At 58.5% G+C, this 18,273-nt stretch carries 15 protein-coding genes (1 of these 15 only partly in view); 7 read left to right on the forward strand and 8 right to left on the reverse strand.

Annotation, left to right across the window (positions count from 1 at the left end):
* A protein-coding gene (locus R5R33_RS09065) for a serine hydrolase (RefSeq protein WP_318952377.1) crosses the window boundary here: on the reverse strand, positions 1-1,585 show its 5' portion. 272 nt of this gene lie to the left of the window's left edge; 1,585 of the gene's 1,857 nt are visible here — the first part of the coding sequence; its start codon is at positions 1,583-1,585; the stop codon falls past the left edge of the window.
* A 258-nt stretch (positions 1,586-1,843) separates the two neighbouring features.
* On the opposite strand from R5R33_RS09065, the gene R5R33_RS09070 reads away from it, so the two are divergent.
* The gene (locus tag R5R33_RS09070; protein ID WP_318952378.1) at positions 1,844-3,826 is read left to right on the forward strand and encodes a winged helix-turn-helix domain-containing protein; all 1,983 of its coding nucleotides are present in this window, start codon (positions 1,844-1,846) and stop codon (positions 3,824-3,826) included.
* An 83-nt stretch (positions 3,827-3,909) separates the two neighbouring features.
* Here R5R33_RS09070 and R5R33_RS09075 read toward each other — a convergent pair whose 3' ends face one another.
* The 7 genes from R5R33_RS09075 to R5R33_RS09105 form a co-directional block, all read right to left on the reverse strand.
* Positions 3,910-4,917 (reverse strand): fumarylacetoacetate hydrolase family protein, encoded by a 1,008-nt coding sequence (locus tag R5R33_RS09075; RefSeq protein ID WP_318952379.1) that lies wholly within the window; start codon positions 4,915-4,917, stop codon positions 3,910-3,912.
* Positions 4,918-4,956: 39 nt separating this feature from the next.
* On the reverse strand, positions 4,957-5,505 hold the full coding sequence (locus tag R5R33_RS09080) for a VOC family protein (RefSeq protein ID WP_318952380.1): 549 nt from the start codon (positions 5,503-5,505) through the stop codon (positions 4,957-4,959).
* A 24-nt stretch (positions 5,506-5,529) separates the two neighbouring features.
* On the reverse strand, positions 5,530-6,624 hold the full coding sequence (gene hppD, locus R5R33_RS09085; RefSeq protein WP_318952381.1) for a 4-hydroxyphenylpyruvate dioxygenase: 1,095 nt from the start codon (positions 6,622-6,624) through the stop codon (positions 5,530-5,532).
* Between the two features lie 270 nt (positions 6,625-6,894).
* Positions 6,895-8,589 carry a flotillin family protein gene (locus tag R5R33_RS09090; RefSeq protein ID WP_318952382.1) on the reverse strand — a complete coding sequence of 565 codons (1,695 nt, stop codon included), beginning with the start codon at positions 8,587-8,589 and terminating at the stop codon, positions 6,895-6,897.
* A gap of 15 nt (positions 8,590-8,604) precedes the next feature.
* Positions 8,605-9,264, reverse strand: a complete 660-nt coding sequence (locus R5R33_RS09095; RefSeq protein ID WP_318952383.1) for a YqiJ family protein — start codon at positions 9,262-9,264, stop codon at positions 8,605-8,607.
* A complete protein-coding gene (locus tag R5R33_RS09100) occupies positions 9,264-9,932 on the reverse strand; it encodes a PspA/IM30 family protein (protein ID WP_318952384.1) in 669 nt (222 codons plus the stop codon). The genes R5R33_RS09095 and R5R33_RS09100 overlap by 1 nt, the downstream gene beginning before the upstream one ends.
* Before the next feature lie 58 nt (positions 9,933-9,990).
* Complete coding sequence (locus R5R33_RS09105) at positions 9,991-10,446, reverse strand: hypothetical protein (protein ID WP_318952385.1); 456 nt, start codon at positions 10,444-10,446, stop codon at positions 9,991-9,993.
* A gap of 417 nt (positions 10,447-10,863) precedes the next feature.
* Here R5R33_RS09105 and R5R33_RS09110 point away from each other — a divergent pair, with 417 nt between their 5' ends.
* From R5R33_RS09110 to R5R33_RS09135, 6 genes are all read left to right on the forward strand, one after another.
* Positions 10,864-12,495: a TldD/PmbA family protein gene (locus R5R33_RS09110; protein ID WP_318952386.1), complete on the forward strand. Its 1,632-nt coding sequence runs from the start codon at positions 10,864-10,866 to the stop codon at positions 12,493-12,495.
* 32 nt (positions 12,496-12,527) lie between these two features.
* Positions 12,528-13,859 (forward strand): TldD/PmbA family protein, encoded by a 1,332-nt coding sequence (locus R5R33_RS09115; RefSeq protein WP_318952387.1) that lies wholly within the window; start codon positions 12,528-12,530, stop codon positions 13,857-13,859.
* Positions 13,860-13,888: 29 nt separating this feature from the next.
* On the forward strand, positions 13,889-15,520 hold the full coding sequence (locus R5R33_RS09120) for a TldD/PmbA family protein (protein ID WP_318952388.1): 1,632 nt from the start codon (positions 13,889-13,891) through the stop codon (positions 15,518-15,520).
* A gap of 95 nt (positions 15,521-15,615) precedes the next feature.
* Positions 15,616-16,329 (forward strand): DUF4159 domain-containing protein, encoded by a 714-nt coding sequence (locus R5R33_RS09125; protein ID WP_318952389.1) that lies wholly within the window; start codon positions 15,616-15,618, stop codon positions 16,327-16,329.
* A gap of 6 nt (positions 16,330-16,335) precedes the next feature.
* Positions 16,336-17,337, forward strand: coding sequence for an AAA family ATPase (locus tag R5R33_RS09130; protein WP_318952390.1), 1,002 nt, complete (start codon positions 16,336-16,338; stop codon positions 17,335-17,337).
* Between the two features lie 14 nt (positions 17,338-17,351).
* The gene (locus R5R33_RS09135) at positions 17,352-18,272 is read left to right on the forward strand and encodes a DUF58 domain-containing protein (protein WP_318952391.1); all 921 of its coding nucleotides are present in this window, start codon (positions 17,352-17,354) and stop codon (positions 18,270-18,272) included.
* Position 18,273 lies beyond the last annotated feature (1 nt).

Raw genomic sequence — 18,273 nt, forward strand, 5'->3', positions numbered from 1 at the left:
GCAGCCCCGCCACCGTGAACATTGGCCAGCTGCGAAGCTGTACGTCCGCCTTTGCCAGGCCACGCCCAACGAGCTGGCGCGGCAGCCAGAAAATCAGGTATACGACTCCCAGTAACAGGCACAGCAGCCAGGCGGCCAGCAGTATCACGGGGCCTATTGCTTCAACAAAGCTGATTTTCTTCAGAGTCATTGGCCCGTAATGGAGCACGGAACCAGCTAGTGGATCCTGGCCGAGCACCAGCGCCGTGCGACCAGTATCTTGCTGCAAGAATTTACCCTCGCCGCTCGACAGCAACCCTTGTGGCTTACCACCCAAAACCGGCGACAGAAAAATGCTTCGCTCAGCAGCGGAAACCTTCCAGGGGATCAAGCTGGTCACAATCTCGTTTCTTTCCGCTATGGGACTAATCACCCGATAGTAACCGGCCACTGTCGACGGTACCGCGCCACTCGATCCAGTGACCGTATGCGATGTGGTATGGAAGTTTTCGGCCGCGTAGCTGGCCAGCAGTTTATGAATCTGGCCTGCGGCGGGGCCATCGCCATTGGTGAGAACGATATGTCCAAGTGGCCCTTCCGGCTGGTAAGCGATTAAGGCGCCGGCACCGGGTAAGGCCCCCTCATGCCCTAAGTACACCAGTCCTTCATGATGAAACGACGTAACTCCGATCCCCCAATCGATATCCAACCCTGCTGCGGCAGCGCTGGAGCCTGTTGGGACTTCCATCTTACGCACACTGTGACCATCTAGCATTGCGCCATCTGGATGCTGCATAAAGCGGACAAATTGGATCATGTCCTGCAGACTGGAATGCAAACCACCAGCCGCGCGGTTGGGGAGATGCCAATAGGGCTGCTCCCTCTGGCCGCGGTACATGGATGCGGCGCTACTGCGATATTGATCGTCGTAGTAGTAACCGCTGTGCTCCATACCCAAGGGGCCCAAGAACTGCTCCTCAATATATGCCTCATACCCTTTGCCGGTTATTTTTTCGATGATGTAAGCCGCTACGAGCGGCCCGGTATTGTTGTAGGCACTGCGCGTGCCGGGAACCCAACGGGAATACCGGGAGTGTGGATGTCGCTTTAGTGTATCGGCGATCGATTGAGGCTCACCTGCCAGCCCCACTAGCTCGGGGGCATGGGGTGCATCCCAGCCAGTGCTGTGATTGAGCAGGTGCACCAAGCGGACCGGGTGCTCCGCTTCCCAAGGATTCTCGAATTCCACTTCCGGCGCGAGGTCCGCGAGGCGGTCATCCAGCGATAGCTCGCCGGAAGCCACCAGCTTCATGGTTGCCAAGCCCACAAACATCTTGGAAATAGAGCCGACACGAAAAATCGTATCGGGGTCTACCCTCACCTTTTGTTCAATGTCTTTCAGGCCCGGGGTATAACGCCATACGCTGCCATCCGGTTCGAATAACGCCACTGCTGCACCCGGTGTGTTGGTGCGCTGCAGTATCCCGTCTATTTCTTTTTCGAGTTGTTGATACCCTCCCCCGCTCGGCGGTGGGGCCTCTTGTGTATGTGCACCATTGATGGCCAAGAGTGCGATGGAAAATATGCTAATCAGCTTTCGGAACATTGAGTCTCCCCTTTCGTTGATTTGCCACCGGCTCCGGTTCGCCATGTTGCGCGGCGGCTGTGTTTTAATGGCCTATCAATAAAGGGACGATTACTCGTTCACAAAGGAAGATTCATGACGACTTGTGACCCGGTACCCTGGAGGACTGTTCACATACAGTCATAAGTCGTGACCCAATGAATTAATCAAAGATGGAGCCATAGCACAGTGCGAGAGAGCTATCAGGTAGGCGAGTTTTTATACGATAGCCAACGCGGAATGTTGACCAGTGAGGGTGAAGACAGAAGAGTCGAACCCCAGGTAAATGCCCTGCTGAAGCTGCTGGTTGAGCACGCGGGAACGACGCTCAGCCGGGACACGATCAATGCGCATATCTGGTCGGATCGTGTAGTGGGCGACGACGCACTGCGGGCAACAATCAGAAAACTGCGCGACGCGCTGGGGGACAGCGCCAAGGCTCCTCGCTATATCCGCACCGATCCCCTGAAGGGGTATACGCTCATTGCGAGCGTGAGCACGAAGCGAGCAGCCACTCAGGAATCCACATTACTGCAACGCTACCGATGGCCATTCGCGTTTGCCGGACTCGCCGTCCTGGCAGGGGTGGTCACACTCGCTGCTTTCACTTTCGCGGCGCACACAGACAGTCCGCCCAAGATCGAGCTGCTTACCAGGATGAGTGGGTCTGAGGTTAGCCCGGACTATAGCCCTGCAGGCAACCGGTTGGTGTTCTCCCACCGCGCAAACAAGGATGACTACCTGCAACTTTATGTGAAAGACTTGCAGACCCGCCAAGTACAGCGATTGACCTGGGAACCTGTGGATTACGCCAGCGCACTCTGGTCCCCGGATGGAAAGCAGATCGTTTATTCGCGCAGTTCCGGCGAAGAATTACAGCACTTCCTCGCCGCTTTCGATCCCGACCAAGGGATAGTGCATGAACAGCCCCTGCTAGTAGACGCCGATAACAAACGCTACCTTCTGGCCTGGTCTCGGGATGGGAAATGCATCTATTTCAAGGACAATGCTGATCCGGCTTTGCCATTTGGCATCTCAAAGCTTGATCTCGATTCCGGCAAGCTGATCACGGTAACCGCACCCAGTGTACGTGGTCGCGGTGATTTCTTTGCCCGCGAGTCTGCCAGCGGAAAAATGCTGGCGCTATTGCGAGAGGTTGAGCGCGGTAAGCAGGAACTGCTGATAATGGATATAGGGACCGGCAGCCTGCTGCATACAAGGATCCTGCTGCAACCGGCAGACCGATTCGCCTGGGCAGACGACGACGCCAGCCTGGTCCTCTCCAACTTCTCAGGTGAGATGCAGGAGTTCGATCTGCAGTCCAATCAACTCACCATCCGTACCGCACTGGATGGCGGCATCAACGATATATTTTTCCACTGTGGCGATCAGTGCCTGTTCATGCGCCAACACAACGGGAACTTCCTCGATCTTCAGGAGCAACCCAATCCGTTTGAACATCGCCCACTGATGGCATCGCGGATTCTCGACCTGCCCGGTGCGGAAGATTTTCCGGTGTTCCATCGAGATGAGGCGGGCATATATTTTGTCGCCAGGGATAACACCGGCACATCTGTGCGCTACATGGATAAGCTCGGCGAGGCGCGAGTGCTTTTCAACTTGCCTGCCGGCGCAGAACTCGGATCACTGCAGCTGGACGCCAAGGGTGAACATCTCGCGGGCTTGCTGGAAGGACGAGTATTCCTGTTCAACCTCGCGCGCGGTGAGTTTGTCTACCTGACCAGTGGTGCCGACCTCGCCGGGTTCCCCCACTGGTCGCGGGATGGTAGCGGTTTGATGTTTTCCAAAACCGAAAGAGGCAACCCCACTATTTACCGCTACTCTCTGGCCTCTGACACGCTGGAACCGGTGGTACAGGATTACATCGCGATCGTGGAAATAGACCCTGAGAATTGCATTCAAGTGGATGCGCGCAATAACGCCTGGCTTGTTACCCGCAATAAACATCCTGAACTGCTGGCAACGATCACCTCCACCTCTCCCAACCGCTGGCAGGTGCGCGGGGACTGGCTGTACTTCACTGTACACGAAGGTAATCTCGCGGTAATGCAGCGAGTGAATTTTAAAACCGGAAGTCGCGAACGGCGCGAGCTTGCCAGGAATCGCTTTCGCCTCAACTTTGACCTGAATGCCCACGGGGATCGGGCACTGTTTGTGAAGTCCCTGCTGGCGGAGAGCAATCTTGTAAAAGTAACCTGGTAAAGGTCGCTTTGAATCCTTAAACATTAACCCAATAAAAAAGGCGCAGCGGATTTCTCCGCTGCGCCTTTTTTTTGCTAGCTCGCTTAAGCCTGCTCTACGGTTTGCTCGATGCGCCCGAAGATAGACTGGCCTTTCTCATCCAGCATCTCGATCGCGATCTTGTCACCGAACTGCATGAACGCTGTGCTCGGCTTGCCGTCCTGGATGGTTTCGATCATGCGAATCTCGGCGATACAGCTGTAACCGACACCGCCTTCCGCCACCGGTTTGCCGGGGCCGCCGTCGAGCTTATTGGACACGGTACCGGAACCGATGATGGTACCGGCGCCCAGCGGGCGGGTCTTGGCCGCGTGCGCGATCAGCTGGCCGAAGTGGAAGGTCATGTCGATGCCAGCATTCGGCTCACCGAATTTCTCTCCGTTCAGCTCGGACACCAGCGGCAGATGCAGTTTGCCCGCCTGCCAGTGCTCGCCCAGTTGCGCCGGGGTGACACAAACCGGGGAGAAGGCGCTGGACGGCTTGGACTGGTAGAAGCCGAAGCCCTTGGCCAGTTCATTCGGAATCAGGCCGCGCAGGGAAACGTCGTTCACCAGCATCACCAGGCGGATGTAGCCAAGTGCATCTTCCGGGGAAACACCCATGGGAACGTCGTCGGTAATCACCGCAATTTCCGCTTCAAAGTCGATACCGAAGCCTTCGCTCTGCGGCATTGTTACCGGCTCGCGCGGCGCCAGGAAGGTATCGGAACCGCCCTGGTACATCAGCGGGTCGGTCCAGAAGCTCTCAGGCATTTCCGCATTGCGCGCCTTGCGCACCAGCTCGACATGGTTGACGTAGGCACTGCCGTCCGCCCAGTGATAGGCGCGGGGCAGCGGCGAGTGGCACTGGGCCTGATCGAAGGCTTCGCCCGCGATTTCACCGCTGTTGAGTTTTGCATGCAGGGCTTCCAGCTGTACGGATTTTTCCGCCCAGTTGTCCAATGCATTCTGCAGCGTCGGCGCAATTTCTGCCGCAGACGCCATGCGCGCGAGGTCATCACTGACCACCACAAGATGGCCGTCGCGGCCGGATTTCAGGCTGGCTAACTTCACTGTGCCTTCCTCTTGCTCAATTCACGACCCACTGAGTGTTCAGGGATCTAAGGGTTTGAATTCTTGGTCGCCGTGCATCCACGCCGCGTGGCGCGGTGCCTTCTTGGTGCGCGCCCACTCGTCCAGCATCTCTTCGGCCACCCTCTTGAGCTCCTTGTGCATGCCGGGCTTGGCGGTGTTCGCGGCCAGCTCGATGCGGTGCCCGTTGGGATCGAAGAAATAAATCGATTTGAAAATGGTGTGATCGGTGGGGCCGAGCACATCGACGCCGGCATCCTCGAGCTTCTGCTTCATCGCCAGCAGCTCGTCCATGCTCTCCACTTCCAGCGCAATGTGCTGCACCCACTGCGGGGTGTTTTCATCGCGGCCCATATCCGGGGAATTGGGCAGCTCGAAAAACGCCAGTACATTGCCCTGCCCTGCATCGAGAAATACATGCATGTAGGGATCCGGTGCGCCGGTAGAGGGCACCTTGTCTTCGGCGATGGCGAGCTGGAACTCCATGCCGAGGAGATCGCGATAAAACTCGACGGTCTCTTTGGCATCACGGCAGCGGTAAGCCACGTGGTGAATACGTTGAATTGCCATTGCAGGCCTCCAGTGCGCTGCCGATCAGGCCGCGTCTTCTTTGCCTTTGCCGCCGATCACACCGCGCTGCAACTGGTCGCGCTCGATGGACTCGAACAGTGCCTTGAAGTTGCCTTCACCGAAGCCCTCATCTTCCTTGCGCTGGATGAACTCGAAGAATACCGGGCCCAGCATGTTGGCGGAGAAGATCTGCAGCAGCAGGCGCGGCTGGCCACCTTCGGTGGTGCCGTCCAGCAGGATGCCGCGAGATTTCAGCTCTGCGGTGGGCTCACCGTGGCCCGGCAGGCGCTCTTCCAGCATCTCGTAGTAAGTTTCGGGCGGCGGGGTCATGAACTGCATGCCCTGCGCCTTCAGGCGGTCCCAGCAGGCGACCAGGTCGTCACAGGCGAACGCGATGTGCTGGATACCCTCGCCGTTGTACTTCATCAGGAACTCTTCGATCTGGCCGCCGCCACCGGCCGCCTCTTCGTTCAGCGGGATACGGATCTTGCCGTCCGGTGCAGTCATCGCCTTGGACAGCAGGCCGGTGTACTCGCCCTTGATGTCGAAGTAACGAATCTCGCGGAAGTTAAACAGGTCTTCGTAGTACTTGGCCCAGTAGTCCATGCGACCGCGGTACACGTTGTGGGTCAGGTGATCCAGGGTGTGAAATCCGCAGCCTTCGGGGTGCTTGTCGACACCTTCCAGCCAGTGGAAGTCGATGTCGTAGATGGTCTCGCCTTCTTTATATCGGTCAATCAGGTACAGGGTGGCACCACCGATGCCCTTGATGGCGGGCAGACGCAGTTCCATCGGGCCGGTTTCCACGTTTACCGGCTGCGCACCCTTCTTGAGCGCCTCGTTATAGGCCAAGGTGGCGTCCTTCACGCGGAAAGCCAGACCACAGGCGGAGGGGCCGTGCTCGCGGGCGTAGTAGTCGGCGTGGCTGCCTGGCTCGTAGTTGGTGATGAAGTTGATGTCGCCCTGGCGCCACAGCTCAACGTCTTTGGTGCGGTGACGGGCCACTTTGGTGAAGCCCATGGCCGCGAACACGGTTTCCAGGATGCCCTTCTCCGGCGCGGTGAATTCAACGAACTCGAAGCCGTCCAGGCCCATGGGGTTCTCAAACAAATCGGCCATGTGATCCTCCTAATAAGGAATTTTTATAGGACCTGCTACGCGGCTTTTGGCTGCGGAGGTCACCTTGGTTTCAGGTGCAACTAATTTAGTTACGCGTGTAACCAATGTCAAGGTCTGTGCGGCGGGGCTAGTTAGTAATAGGACCGGGGACAGGATGTCGCAGAGAAAATTGGTGACCAGATACAGGATGCTGGTGCCCGTTATACAGATGGGATGAGAGACGGATAGAACGCCGGACCACCTGCGTGGCCCGGCAACATTAAAAAAGAATCAGAGCTGGGGTTCAGTCATTTTGCTGAAGTCACCTACGCCGGCCTCTTTCAGCAGTGAATCCACCAGCGGCGCCATAGCGCGGTGCTTGAGCGCGCTGCCTACAAGTGCTTCCGGCAGGCTCTGGCCCCTGGATTCGCCATCGCTGTCGAGGATGCCGCCACTGGCGCGGCCGTCGATACCATTCAGGCCTTCCACGGAAATAATCTTCATGCCTTCGATCTTCTCCATCGGGCGCACACTCTCGCGAATGATATTCGGCAGCGCGTCGTGGAGGCTGAGGATGCGCTTGAGGGCAATCTGCGCGTCACTCAGGCTGTTCAAAGCCTCGTTCATCAGGCGCTGACCCTCCGCGTCCACCGCATACTTCTCGCGATCAGCTTCCACACGGATACGCACCGCCTCGGCCTCTGCGGATGCCTGCAGGCGCAGGGCCTCGGCCTTGTCTTCGGCCGCAGCCTTTTCCGCTTCCGCCGCTACCTTGATGGCGGTGGCCTGACGCTCGGCCTCTTTCTGCGCCTCAATGATTTCGATGCGCTTGTCACGCTCGGCGACCTCCACATCCTTGGCAGTGCGCACCTGCTCTTCCGCCTTTACCGCCTCGGCGCGGGCGACGTTGGCCTGCTGGTCGGCAAGGGACTGCTCCTTGGATTTCTCGGCCACCGCGATAGCGCGCTCCTGCTCTGCCATTTCCAGAGACTTCTGCTTGGAGATGCGCTGCTCTTCGAGAATTCGTTCGCGCTCGATTTCCTGCTCCTGCAGGCGCTTTTCCTTTTCGATTTCCAGCAGGCGCGTGGCCTGTTCTGCAACAATGCGGGACTGGTCCACTTCGCGCTGGGCTTCGATTTCCGCCTGGCGTGCCGCCTTTTCCTGTGCGGCAAGTTCTTTCGCCATATCGGCTTTCTGGGCTGCCTCGCGGTTTTCTATCTCGCGCTGCTGCTCCAGATGCGCATAGCGCTTCTCTTTTTCGATTTCCAGACGCTGGCGCTCGGCTTCGAGGTTTTTGGTCTCGATCTGGACCCGGGTCTCCTGCTCGACGTCGTTCACTTCCTTGCGACGCGCTTCGATGGAACGGGTCATGCTGGCGAGACCTTCGGCATCGAACACGTTGTCCTGGTTGAAGAACTCCTTGTGGGTTTGGTCGAGGCCGGTCAGCGACACGGATTCGAGTTCGAGACCGTTTTTCAGCAGGTCTTCCGATACTACCTGCTGTACTTTCTGTACGAACTGGCTGCGCTGCTCGTGCAGTTCCGCCATTTCCATTTCCGCGGCCACCGAGCGCAGGGCGTCGACGAACTTGCCCTCGATCATATCCTTCAGCGCATCCGGGTCCAGGGTGCGCAGGCCCAGGGTCTGGGCGGCGTTGGCAATGGCGTCGTTGTCCGGTTTAACCCGCAGGTAAAACTCGGCCAGCACATCCACTCGCATACGGTCCTTGGTGATCAGTGCCTGATGCTCCTTGCGGGAAACGGCGAGGCGCAGGGTGTTCATGTTTACCGCAATGATTTCATGCAGCACCGGCAATACCAGCGCGCCGCCGTTCATGATGACCTTCTGTCCGCCCATACCGGTGCGCACAAAGGAGCGCTCCTTGGAAGCGCGGGTGTACAGGCGCGCGAAAATCGTGCCGATAACAATCAGGCCTACGAGAATTGCCCCCGCCATGATCGCTATGCTGGAAAGATTCTGAATCACTTAACTTTCTCCAATTTAATTGTTTTGTACCAGGTGCTGGCTGGTCGGGCGGGTTACGCGGAATTTGGCTCCGAGTTCTTCCACCAGCAACACCTTGTCTCCCTGTGAAAATGTCTCTCCCGCGTCCGGCTCCACCATCACATAGTGCGTGGTGCCGAACTGGTCGCTGAAGCGCGCCTCTGCCGGTGAGCCTGCGGCGGCCTGGCCGATGGTGATCACCGCCACCCGGCCGATAAACGATTGCCGGCTCACCGCTTCCGTTTCATCGCCCACGGCGAATTTGCGCAGCAGATTGCCGACAAAGCGCACCTGCGGCAGCGCGAGCAGCAATACCGGGATGGCCAGCAGCCAGCCTGGCAGCAGCTTGCCGAACAGAGATTCCACGAACATCTGGATCAGCAGGCCTGTCACCCCGAAGCCAACCAGAAAAGCCACCAGCAGGATCAGTGCGGGCACTTCGCCGAAACGCAACCAACCCAGCAGTTTGGTGAGTACACCACCGGCCTCGGTTTCTGGCCCGTCGAGGTCCACATCCACCTCGGGCAGCAGATTGTCGAGCATGTCGGAAATACCGACGCCGATCAGTGTCATCACGCCTTCGAGTACGGCAATCATCAACATCAGCACCAGCGCGCCGGTGAACAACTGATTGCCGTCTTGCAGCAGGAACGCCATCAGGCCTCCGTCTGGGTTTTGATTTTCGCCAGACGCTCCTTGATGCGATTGGAGCGCGCCAGTTCTTCCAGTTCGGCCAGTTTGCTGGCATCGGCGCTGGACTCGGATGTGGGCAGGCCCGCATTTTCCAGTACGCGATTGAAGGCGCCGGATGCCTGCTCCACCTTGTCGGAAGTCGCGCGACTACTGCCGCTCTGATCGCTGGTGGTGCCGTTGCTCACGTGCTCGCTGGCCTTGATGAAATCGCGCAGCTGCTCGCGCATATCGCGCTTCTTGCCCTGCAGTGCACTGATGTACGAATTCAGCTCGGCAATTTCGCGGTCGGTTTCCGCAAGCGCTTTTTCCAGCACAGGAATCTGCGCCTCGATGTCCATCTGCTTGGCAATCGCCGCTTCCGCCAGGTCATCGCGGCCCTGCTGCACGGCTACCTCAATCTGCTCACTCAACGCGCTGTGACGGGCATTTTCGTCATTGAGGGTTTTGCTGCTCAGGTATTTTGCTGCTTCCGCCTTGCCGAGCTGGTCGCGCACATCGGCGATGGCGTCATCGATTTCGCGGATGGCCTGCTCCATGATGAGTTGCGGGGTGGCATTTTCCACCGAGTCCACCACGGCATTGGCGGATGCGGAAATAATGCGGGAAATACGCTTGATCAATCCTTCTTTCATTTTTTTCCTTCCTCTCGTTGTTAGCGAATTTTTCCTGATTTGATAATTTCTGATGGCGTCAGCGCTGCAGCATATCCGTCAGTCGCTGCCGGATTTTTTCCGCTGCCTGCGCTTCAATCAGGCGCGGTTCACTTTGCAGCGCGATCAGCACTATTTTTTCCATAAACGCCTCCGCTGCTGGCAGCGCCTTGCGCTCGAGTGCAGGACCGATCAACTCTTCATCGGCGCACACCTGGATTGCGGCGGCACCTTCGGTGACGAAATCCAGCAGCGCTTCCACCAGCAGGCTGCGCTGGTTTTCATCGCTGTATCTGGCTTTTACCGGCAGCATGGTTTCGCCGGCGGCGAGATAAGCGCGGGCGAAACCCTCCACACCCACGGATTCACGGGCCATGGCAATGAGTTCGCGAACCTTTTCACTCTGGGTGACGGCACCGTTGCGGTCGATGGACATGAGGTAGGCGTAATCATCCGCGGAAAGGCGCGCCGATATGGACTGTGTCTTGTTGAGCATGGCAATCCCTGACTTGCGATGTATACAAAAGTACACACGCTTTCTACGAGCCGTCAATTACAAACGCTTGCACCACCACAAATAGCACCGCAGCGGTAAATGAAAGTCACAAACGCATGCTTAAGCGGCGTTTTTACTCACCTAAAACGGACAAGCGACCGCGAAAATCACCTGTGAGCAGCGCCCAATTCCCGTGCGTTTGCCGCAGCGCGCGCCGCCGCGGTGCGCAACATCCCCTGTTCCCACAGCTCGGCTCCACCAGCCCTCCACTCAACGACTTGCCGCTTTACAAATGGGCGCAGGCGCGATTTGCTCTCAGGTTCATCCGCTGTGATCCAGCGGGCAAGACAATAAGCTATCGCCCGCCAGTACCCGGTTCCAACGCGGGGAAAACATCCGGGCGTCCCGGGGAGGACAATGAAGAGAAGAAATTTCCTCAAGATCGCCGGTGTCGGAACCAGCGGCATACTGCTGCCGGTCTATGGCGCACAGGTTTCCGCGGCCCAGCTCGCGGGAAACGCGATCGATGTCGGCCATAAGAAAACACTCGCCGATGTTGCTCTGAATACCGCCCGCAAGGCCGGCGCCACCTACACCGATGTACGCATTGGCCGCTACCTGAATCAATTCGTGCTCACCCGCGAGACCAATGTCGAAAATATCGTCAACACGGAATCGTTGGGCGCCGGCATCCGTGTCATTGCCAACGGTACCTGGGGCTTTGCCGCAACCAACGACCTGAGCGCGGACGGCATCGCCAGGGCGGCGCGTCAGGCAGTGGCCGTGGCCAGGGCCAACTCGAAATACCAGACCGAACCGGTGCAGCTGGCTCCCGTAAAAGGTGTTGGCGAGGTTTCCTGGCAGACGCCGATTCAGAAAAATGCGATTGACGTGCCCATCAGCGAGAAAGTCGACTTCCTGATGGAAGTCAACAACGGCGCACTGAAGGCCGGCGCCAGCTTCATCAACTCGTCTCTCTATCTGGTGAACGAACAGAAGTACTTCGCCTCTTCCGATGGCTCCTACATTGACCAGGATATACACCGTCTGTGGGCACCGATGCAGGTGACGGTGGTCGACAAGGACAGTGGCGTGTTCAAAACCCGCAACGGTCTGAGTGATCCAGTCGGACGCGGTTACGAGTATCTGGAGGGCCGCGAGGAAGACAAGATCCACGGCCAGACCACGCTGTACAAAAACTCCTACGACATGGCGGAGGACGCCGTGCTCGCCGCCGAGCAGGCCCGTGCCAAGCTCACCGCCAAATCCATTGAACCCGGCAAGTACGATCTGGTACTCGAGCCCTCCCACCTGATGCTGACCATCCACGAGTCCGTGGGCCACCCGCTGGAACTCGACCGCGTGCTCGGCTACGAGGCGAACTATGCGGGCACGTCATTTGCAACGCTGGATAAGTGGCGCAGTGGCAAATTCAACTACGGCAGCGACAAGGTGAACTTGTTTGCCGACAAGGTTCAGCCGGGCTCCCTCGGGGCCGTCGGTTACGACGACGAGGGTGTGAAAACCAAGCGCTGGGATCTGGTCAAGGACGGCGTCCTGGTGAACTACCAGGCCACCCGCGACCAGGTGCACATGATCGACCAGAAGGAATCCCACGGTTGCTGCTATGCCGATAGCTGGTCAAGCGTGCAGTTCCAGCGCATGGCGAACGTGTCCCTGGCCCCCGGCGAAGAAAAATACAGCGCAAAAGAAATGATCAAGGATGTAGAAAAAGGTATCTACATTCTCGGTCGCGGTTCCTATTCCATCGACCAGCAGCGCTACAACTTCCAGTTCGGCGGCCAGCTGTTCTATGAGATCAAGGACGGGGAGATCGTTGGCCAGGTGGAAGATGTCGCCTATCAGTCCAACACGCAAGAGTTCTGGAATTCCTGTAGTGCCATCTGCGACAGCAGCGATTACCGCCTCGGCGGCACCTTCTTTGATGGCAAGGGGCAACCGAGCCAGGTGAGCGCCGTATCCCACGGCTGTTCCACCACACGGTTCGACAAAATCAATGTAATCAACACCAAGCGCAAGATCGGCTAAGCGAACAACAATAAATTTTTGGAGCAGAAAAAATGGCTATTTTATCCAGAAGTGAAGCCAAGCAGATTCTCGACAAGGTCCTGAAATACAGCAAGGCGGAAGGTGCGAGCGCACAACTTACCGGCGCCGAGACCGGCAATATTCGCTATGCGCGCAATAGTGTTTCCACCAGCGGCATCGTCAACGATATCGAACTGGCGGTGGAAGCGCGTTTCGGCAAAAAATCCGGCATCGCCACCATCAACGAATTCAGTGATGCGTCACTGGAAAAAGTCATGCGCCGCGCAGAAGAGCTGGCGAAACTTTCGCCTGACAACCCCGAGTCCATGCCGCTGCTGGGTGAGCAGAAATATCTCGCGGTAGACGGCTTCTCCAAGGTGACCGCCAATATTACTCCCGATCAGCGCGCCAAGGCGGCGGCCGACTCCATTATGGCGGCGAAGAAAAAAGACGTGGTGGCTGCAGGCTACCTGGAAGATGCGCGCTCCTTCGCCGCGGTGGCCAACACCAATGGCCTGTTCGGTTACCACGCGTCCACTTCCGCCAATTTCACCGTCACCATGCGCACCGAAAATGGCCTGGGTTCCGGCTGGGCGCAGGCCGACGTGACCGATTTCGGCAACATGAATACCGCCTCCAGCTCCGGTATCGCCATCGACAAGGCCGTGCTTTCCCAGGAAGCACGCGCACTGGAGCCCGGCAAGTACACCGTGATCATGGAGCCGAGCGCCGTGTCTGGCCTGGTGGCGTTTATGATGGGCAGTCTCGATGCGCGCAGCGCCGACGAAGGCCGCAGCTTCCTCAGCAAGAAAGGCGGCGGCAACCGCATCGGCGAGAAGATGTTCGACAAGCGCGTGCACCTGTACTCCGACCCGTCAAACACCGATGTACCGGTACAGCCCTGGTCCGATGACGACTACATGGCGCTCGAGCGTATCGACTGGGTAAAAGACGGCGTGGTGAAAAACCTGCCCTGTACCCGCTACTGGGCGACCCAGTCCAAGGGCACCGCCATTCCCGCGCCCAACAACCTGATCATGGTTGGCGGCGACAAGTCCACCGAAGAACTGATCAAGAATACCCGTCGCGGCGTGCTGGTAACCCGCACATGGTATATCCGCATGGTGGATCCGCAATCCCTGCTGCTGACCGGCCTGACCCGCGACGGAACCTTCTTTATCGAGAACGGCAAGATCAAGTACCCAATCAAGAACTTCCGCTTCAACGAGAGCCCGGTGATCATGCTCAACAATATTGAAGACATGGGGCGCCCGGAGCGCGTGAGCATGTGGGGTGGCCCGGCGATGATTCCCGCACTGAAAGTGCGCGACTTCACCTTCAGCAGCCTGTCTGACGCCGTTTAATTTACTGCAGCACTAATGAGGATCGAATAATGGATCGTAGAAAGTTTCTGCAGTTGAGCGGCGCCGGTATCGGTGCCTCTATGCTGCCCCTCTCCGGCAACGTGATTGCCGAAAGCAAGCTGACCCAGAGCGGTATGGATGTCGCGGTGAAAAAAGAGCTGGCGGATGCCGCTCTGAATACCGCCACCAAGCTCGGTGCGTCCTATGCGGATGTGCGTATTGGTCGCTACCTGAACCAGTATGTGGTCACCCGCGAGATGAAAGTACAGAACGTGGTGAACACCGAATCCATCGGTATGGGTGTGCGTGTGATCGCCAACGGCACCTGGGGTTTCTCCGCGACCAATGACATGACCAGCGATGGTATCGCCCGCGCTACCGCGCAGGCCGTTGCCACCGCCAAGGCCAACTCCAAGTACCAGCAGGAGCCGGTGCAGCTGGCGCCGGTGAAAGGCCACGGCGAAGTCAGCTGGAAAACACCGATTCAGAAAAATGCCATGCAGATCCCGCTGGCGGAAAAAGTGGATCTGCTGATGGAGGTGAACAAGGCCGCACTGGATGCCGGTGCCAGCTTCGTCAATTCCATGCTGTATCTGGTGAACGAGCAGAAATATTTTGCCTCCACCGATGGCTCCTACATCGACCAGGACGTACACCGCCTGTGGTCCCCGTTCCGGGTTACCGCAGTGGACAAGAAAGACGGCGGTTTCCGTACCCGCGAGGGCCTGGGTATGCCGGTGGGCCGCGGCTTTGAATATCTGGATGGTCGCGCCGAGGACAAGGTGCAGTCACAGACCGTGCTGTACGGCAACTCCTACGATATGGTGGAAGACGCGCGCCTGGCGGCCGAGCAGGCCCAGGAAAAGCTCTCTGCGAAGTCGGTCACACCCGGCAAATATGATCTGGTGCTGGACCCATCGCACCTGTGGCTCACGATCCACGAATCCGTCGGCCACCCGCTGGAACTCGACCGCGTACTCGGTTACGAAGCCAACTTTGCCGGTACTTCCTTTGCCACCATCGACAAGTGGAAAAGTGGCAAATTCAAATACGGCAGCGACAAGGTCAACCTGTTTGCCGACAAGGTACAGGAAGGCTCGCTCGGCGCCGTCGGCTACGATGACGAAGGCGTACAGACCGGCAGTTGGGACCTGGTAAAAAACGGTGTGCTCACCAACTACCAGGCAATCCGCGACCAGGTACATATGCTCGACCAGAAGGCGTCGCACGGCTGTTGCTATGCGGACAGCTGGTCCAGCGTGCAGTTCCAGCGCATGGCCAACGTCTCGCTGCTGCCGGGCGAGGAAGAACTGAGCCTCGACGACATGATCAAGGATGTGGAAAAAGGCATCTATATCGTGGGCGACGGCTCCTTCTCCATCGACCAGCAGCGCTACAACTTCCAGTTCGGCGGCCAGCTGTTCTACGAAATCGAGAACGGTAAAATCACCGGCATGCTGGAAGACGTCGCCTACCAGTCCAACACACAGGAGTTCTGGAATTCCTGTTCGCAGATCTGTGACAAGCGCGACTACCGCCTGGGCGGCTCCTTCTTCGACGGCAAGGGCCAGCCGTCGCAGGTGAGTGCCGTTTCCCACGGCAGTGCCACCACGCGCTTTGACGGTGTGAATGTGATCAACACCAAGCGCAAGCTCGGCTAATCGTCGCCCCTGCAGTCGCCATGTCGTTACCGGCACGGCGATTGCTGGCGTTGGCAAATCAAAACCGCCCCTTAAGAAGTTTCAGAGCAGTACCCGTGTCACTCACCCGCAAACAATTTCTCCAGCGCCTGTTGCTGGCCGGTGGCGGCCTCGCATTGCCGGGTGCCGTGCGCGCGCAGAGTGACACAACACCGGCCTACGATTTTTATTTCACTCGCCTGATGTATGAATCCGGCGACTGGGATGTGGACCAGCGCATGCCATCGAATGTGCTGAACTCCCTGATCGAATACACCAACCTCAACGTCGACCCCAATGAACGCATCGTGCCCCTCGCCGATGCTTCCATGTTGCTGGCCCCTTTCTGCTACCTGGCCGGACACAAGCTGGTGGAATTTACCGCGGCAGAGGAAAAAAATTTTCGCGATTACGTGAACCGTGGCGGTTTCGTGTTCGTGGACGACTGCAATCACGATATCGACGGCCTGTTTGCCAAATCCTTTGAAGCGCAGATGACGAAACTGTTCGGCGAGGGCTGCCTGCAGAAGCTGCCGGACGACCACGATCTGTATCGCTGCTTTTTCCAGTTTGACGAATTGCCAGTGACCAGTTTCGAGCTGAACGGCTGGGGTGATGACCTGGTGCACGATTACCTCAAGGCCATCGTGGTCAATGGCCGTATCGCCGTGCTCTACAGCAACAAGGATTTCGGCTGCGAGTGGGACTACGACTACCGCAACAAGCGCTGGCTGGCCATCGACAACACCAAGTTCGCCGTCAACATTGTTATCTACGCACTTACAAGTTGAATCACCATGTACACAGTAGACACCATTGAGAACCGAATCGAAGAGCAGCAGCGCGCGCTGGAAACACTGCGCGGGGAAATCGGCAAGGTCATTGTCGGCCAGCAGGATGTGGTGGAGCAGATGCTGGTGTGCCTGCTGGCGCGCGGCCACGTATTGCTGGAGGGCGTACCGGGCCTCGGCAAAACGCTGCTGGTGAAGATCCTGGCGGACGCATCGAGCCTGGCGTTCAAGCGAGTGCAGTTCACCCCGGACCTGATGCCGGGAGACATTCTCGGCAGCGAGATCCTCGAAGAAGACCACACCACCGGCAAACGCTTTTTCAAATTCCAGCCCGGCCCGATTTTCACCAACATTCTGCTGGCGGACGAAATTAACCGCACACCGCCGAAAACCCAGGCCGCACTGCTGGAATCGATGCAGGAGTATTCCGTCACGGTTGCCGGCGAAACCATGGCCCTGCCGAAACCCTACTTCGTGCTGGCAACCCAGAACCCCATCGAACAGGCGGGCACCTATCCACTGCCGGAAGCGCAGCTGGACCGCTTCCTGCTGAATATCCATATTGACTATCCGGATGAACAGGACGAGGTCGCCATCCTGCGTGCGACCACCGGGGCCTTCGGGGAAAAGCCGTCGCCCTGTCTCGACGCCACGCAACTGCTGGAAATGCAGGCGCTGGTGCGCGAGGTCTCCGTCAGCGACAGCCTGTATGAGTATGTGGCGCAACTGGTGCGCGCCACGCGCGCTCAGAACCGGGAAGACAACCTCGGCAAATGGATCAAGTGGGGCGCCGGCCCCCGCGCCGGGCAGGCGCTGATTCTCGCCGCCAAGGCGCGCGCCTTCCTGCACCGCCGCCTCGCCGTTACCCGCGCGGATATCCAGGCGCTGCTGCTGCCGGTACTGCGCCACCGCATCCTGCTGAGCTTCCACGCCCAGGCCGACGGCATCACCGTGCAGCAGGTGCTGCAGGAGTTGCTGAAGACCGTGCCGGAACCCGGTAGGGACTGACGGAGTAGTAGTCGGTGCAATTGATTGATCCGCTGACGCTGGCGAGTACCCGCGACCTGGTGTGGCTTTCGCGGCACATTGCCGAGGGCATGCTGCTGGGCATGCAACACAGCCAGCGCCGCGGTGCCGGTATCGAGTTCCAGCAGTACCGCAGTTACGAGCCCGGCGATGCCATCCGGTACATAGACTGGAAGCTGTTTGCGCGCTCCGACCGCTATTTTGTGCGCGAGGCGGAACAGGAGAGTCAGATGCATGTGTGCATCGTGCTCGATACCAGCGCGTCGATGGCGCAACCGAGCTTCATCGAGCCGCAACTCACCAAGTTGCAGTACGCGAAATGCTGGATTGCGACGCTGTGCTGGCTGCTGAAAAACCAAAACGACCGCTTTTCCCTGCTGGCACTGAACGATCGCGGCAACCGGCATGTGCCCGAGGGCCAGGGCGAAGGCCACCACCGACGCATTGCGCTGGAACTGGAATCCCTCGAGGCCGCCGGCCACTGGCCGGACAGCACGCAACTGGCACCGGTGTGGGCGCGATTTGAACAGCCCTGCCAGGTGGTGCTGGTGAGCGACTTCTTCGAGCGCGATGCAAACGGGAATGGGAACGGAGAAGCCACCGGGGAACTCAGCCGCTTTGCCGCGCGCCTGCACGCTGCCGGCAGACCCTGCCTGCCAATGCAGATACTGGTGGAGGCAGAACAGACATTCCCGTTCCATGGCGACCTCCGAATCCGCGATCCGGAAGCGCCCGGTATTACCGAGCTTGGGGCATCACAACAGCGCAACGAATACCTCGCCGCCTTTGCCTCGGCACAGAGACAGCTCGCCGCGCACTTTGCCGCGCGCGAGTGTCCGCTGATTACCACCACGGTGGAAACCCCCATAGAGCAGTCGCTGCGCGCATTCATCGGCGCACACGGGAGGATCGGTTGAG

It is taken from the genome of Microbulbifer pacificus, assembly GCF_033723955.1.
Taxonomy (GTDB): Bacteria; Pseudomonadota; Gammaproteobacteria; order Pseudomonadales; family Cellvibrionaceae; genus Microbulbifer; species Microbulbifer pacificus.